Here is a 3,512-nt window from a genome sequence, read left to right as displayed (position 1 = left end):
ACTGGCTTGAAGCCATAATAGAAAAAACAGAGAAAAATTCCTATTTTGTTTAAAATTTTTTAAATCGCTCTTATTTAATCGCTTACATATTTAGCTGCAAAGGAATATAATAACAGTGAAATAGAATATAGGAAGTGCACTCTTATACTAAATAAGTATTTCAAGTATCTTCCTTGGTTGATTTTGGGAGCAATTGGTTCCTATAAATCCGCAACTCACTATGGCAAAACTTCGTTTGATATCTTCTATCTGACCACAGTCTTTATGATTTTCTATATAGCTTTGTTATTCCTACACGAAAAATATCTCAAGTATCGATACAAAGACTTTTTACTCACATGTTGAGCAATTCTAAGAAAGATAACTATCCCTAAAAACAGTCGCAACAGCAAAGCAAACTAATAAAGGCAAACAAAGAGGTCAGGAACTTTATCCCGACCTCGTTTTTTATTTCAATCGATAGGTTTTTCTTGGTTTCTTTTTAGGCACTCGTTTGAGTCCAACTTCTTCTACATATTCTCCGTATTTTACGAGAAAGTTATTGCTGACGATTGGACGACCGGGGTTGATGAGATTGACCAGTTCAGTCCCTTCGTAGACAGTGAACTCCTCCTCCAGCAGATAAAGGAAGGTCGGATTCCAGTCGAGACGGCCTTGGATTCGTTTGATAGACTCTTGAATAATGGCATAATGATCAAAAGCGAAGGCTTGTTCCTCCAACTCCACTCCCTCTAGGTAGCATTTGCCTGTCTGAAAATCGACATCTACAAAAACAACATCCTTGGCATCGTCTCCTGCTTGAACAAGTTCTAATACACGACTAGGCAAATAAACCAAGTGGGCAATGGTCACTGTCCAGCCCCGTGGGTCACGGCCGGGGGTCGATACGGTCATCAATTGCTCGATTTTTTCCAAAGGAAGATCGAGATTGACTTCTTCTCTCACCTCACGCTGACAGGCATGCGCAGCATCTTCGCCCTTGTTCATAAATCCTCCAACCAGAGCCAAACAATTTTGATATGGATGAGCCTTGCGACGAATTAATAAGAGCTTGATTTTTCCTTCGACAAAGCAGTAGGCTACCATATCCACCGTTACACTTGGTTTTTCGTATTGAGGGAGTTCCTGCTTGTGGTACCAGTCTAAAAATTCTTCCTGACTAGCATGAATTTCAAAATATTCTTTTTCCATCCCTGCTGGAATCATCGTGTCCGTCATTTTATGCCTCCTTACGAACTGCCTTGGTCCATTGGTACCAACCTACTAGACTATTGAGAGTGTAAACCCAGTACATCCCTTGGATGTGGATATTTTCACCCCACCAGAGATAAATACTAAAGAGATTGGTTGCAATCCAGAAAATCCATTGCTCACGATAGAGACGGGTCATCAAGAGCTGACCGACACCATTGGTCGCATCGGTAACACTATCACGGAAAGGGCGAGCACTATGGATACTTTGATAAGCCAAGCCCATACCAATCCAAATGATAGCAGTCAAGGCCAAGTACTTGAGCCAATCAAAAATAGATAATTTCTTAGCTTCAAAATGCGATTCTTCTGCTTTTCCTTGGTCATTAATACGGTTGGACAGCCAAGCATAGAGGCCAATCGGCTGCATGACAAAGAAGTAAACGGTCGTCAAGACTTCGCCATAAAAAGTCGCATCCATGGCCAAAATCAAATAGATAGCAGAGTTAATAGCCCCAAAGAGATAATTGCTTGCACGACCTTCTGCTACCAAGATAACACAGACAATCCCAGTCCAAGATGCAAACAAGCTTAACCAATCATGACTATCTATATTTTGAGTGAATTCCAAGATAAAGGGAACACTTGACAAGGCGATGAGATACAACCACTGGAAGAGGCTACGACCGACAAAGAGATCTTTCCAGAGCAAGTGCATGATTCCTGCAAAACCGATTTTGCGAGCTTCTGCATGAACATTTTTAAAGTTTTCGATAAATTGTGTGATTTTTTCAGTTAGTTTTTTCATATGTTTCTCCTAATCTGCTTGGTAAATGGTATCAATAGCCACTTTTGCTGCTTCATAATTTCCTAGATAATCCTCAGCTAGATAAACTAGTGGAATGTTTGCTAAGTAGCGCTCCTTCATCTGGTCCAAATGCTGGGAAAAACTATGACGAATATGGTCTTCTGCCATAGTCATATCTCTAAATCCGTCATTGACATAGGAGCCAATAGGTTGCACAAAGAAAATCAAGTCCCATTTTTCCTTAGCCAAGATCGAGGCAAAGAGATTATCAAAAGTCTCTCCCGATAAGTCCCCTTGATCCTCTGACTCCATGTAATAATCATAGTAGCCCTTGGTTACTAAGGAGTTGGTGTCTGCTATCACCAGTCCCCTATTGGCATTACTGTCAATTAACTTAGAGGTCTGGTCATACTGCCACAACAGGAGATAATAGTAATCCTTTGGAGTCAATTCATCGTCGCGGACATTGTTTTTGATCTGGTACTCACGTGCATATTCCAAGCTGACTGGTGCATCGTAATACCTAGCCAAATCCTTTGCCAGAGTGGTCTTCCCATTGCTAGCACTTCCCATAATCAACACTTTCTTTGTAAACTGACGTCGGAAGGGTTGAGCAATATATTTCCAATATTTGCTTGGGTTTTCTCGAATCATAGTCTCTGAGATACCAAACTTTCTTTCTTGCAAGACAGTCTCAAAGCCACGATTTGATAATTCTTGCTGATAGTCTGCTTCTCCCACAAAGAAGATCAGTTCTTGTTGGGTTTCATCATAAGAAATCTCCGCTAACATTTTGTCCAACCACTCCTGCCAACCCATAGGGTAACGGGGAAGATTGGTCTCATCTAACTTACAAACCGAGGTCAACTCGTCATCACCAAAGGCCTCTCGGATATATCGAAATCTTTTTTGAAGCGTTAAACCTACCTGCTCCCCTCTATCTCCCTCATAGCCTGAAACGACAACCCAGACCTGGTCACACTGCCGCTTGGCTCGCTGGATCAGATCGATATGACCCTGATGAAGCGGAGCAAATGTCCCAAATATCACTGCTGTTTTCTTTTTCATAAACGCATTGCCTTTTTATAGTTTTTGATATTTTTATTATCTATGTTTTTATTATAAACTATATTTTTGTTTTGTCAATAGTTTTTATCATTTTTATAAAAACATTGCGAAAAAGAGAACCAAGTGAAAGTTCTATAATGAAGTTAGCCACCCAGCCCTCCTAAAAATTAGATGGTTCAACTAGCTGATAGCTAGCCCTCGATTTCATTTGATAAGAGGCTTGATGCTGTTAGGCTGACAAGCCAAGGCTAAGATTAGCCTTGGTTTAGCTGACAAAACTGCTTCAAGGGTTCCTCTTGTCAAATGAAAGCTCTTCTAGGCATAAGAAAACACCTCTGTGTTATACTTGTTGTTCAATCACAAATACAAGAAAGGCACAGAGATGCAAAACCATTATACTACAAAAGCCAAACATTTGATAATCGATAGCCGTCGCTTAATCGAA

General features: G+C 40.5%; 3 protein-coding genes and 1 pseudogene. 1 reads left to right on the top strand and 3 read right to left on the bottom strand.

Annotated features, from left to right (window positions below; translation table 11 throughout):
- The first annotated feature begins 144 nt into the window (after window positions 1-144).
- Window positions 145-374: pseudogene (locus B4W83_RS13625) on the top strand (hypothetical protein).
- A gap of 73 nt (window positions 375-447) precedes the next feature.
- Here the strand turns inward: B4W83_RS13625 and B4W83_RS11935 are convergent.
- The 3 genes from B4W83_RS11935 to B4W83_RS11925 are packed head-to-tail and all read right to left on the bottom strand — an operon-like array spanning window position 448 to window position 3,067.
- The gene (locus tag B4W83_RS11935) at window positions 448-1,218 is read right to left on the bottom strand and encodes an NUDIX domain-containing protein (RefSeq protein ID WP_000132692.1); all 771 of its coding nucleotides are present in this window, start codon (window positions 1,216-1,218) and stop codon (window positions 448-450) included.
- 1 nt (window position 1,219) lies between these two features.
- Complete coding sequence (pnuC, locus tag B4W83_RS11930) at window positions 1,220-1,999, bottom strand: nicotinamide riboside transporter PnuC (RefSeq protein ID WP_000736870.1); 780 nt, start codon at window positions 1,997-1,999, stop codon at window positions 1,220-1,222.
- A gap of 9 nt (window positions 2,000-2,008) precedes the next feature.
- On the bottom strand, window positions 2,009-3,067 hold the full coding sequence (locus B4W83_RS11925) for an AAA family ATPase (RefSeq protein ID WP_000730556.1): 1,059 nt from the start codon (window positions 3,065-3,067) through the stop codon (window positions 2,009-2,011).
- Window positions 3,068-3,512: the final 445 nt, after the last annotated feature.

Origin of the sequence: Streptococcus pseudopneumoniae ATCC BAA-960 = CCUG 49455, from assembly GCF_002087075.1 — a bacterium.
Taxonomy (GTDB): domain Bacteria; phylum Bacillota; class Bacilli; order Lactobacillales; family Streptococcaceae; genus Streptococcus; species Streptococcus pseudopneumoniae.
The sequence above is the reverse complement of the archived record's forward strand: the minus strand, read 5'-3'. Positions and strand labels throughout refer to the sequence as shown.

Excerpts from the sequence above, each read along its gene's own strand:
- pnuC (WP_000736870.1), bottom strand. The coding sequence starts at position 1,999 with ATGAAAAAACTAACTGAAAAAATCACACAATTTATCGAAAACTTTAAA.
- B4W83_RS11935 (WP_000132692.1), bottom strand. The coding sequence starts at position 1,218 with ATGACGGACACGATGATTCCAGCAGGGATGGAAAAAGAATATTTTGAA.
- B4W83_RS11925 (WP_000730556.1), bottom strand. The coding sequence starts at position 3,067 with ATGAAAAAGAAAACAGCAGTGATATTTGGGACATTTGCTCCGCTTCAT.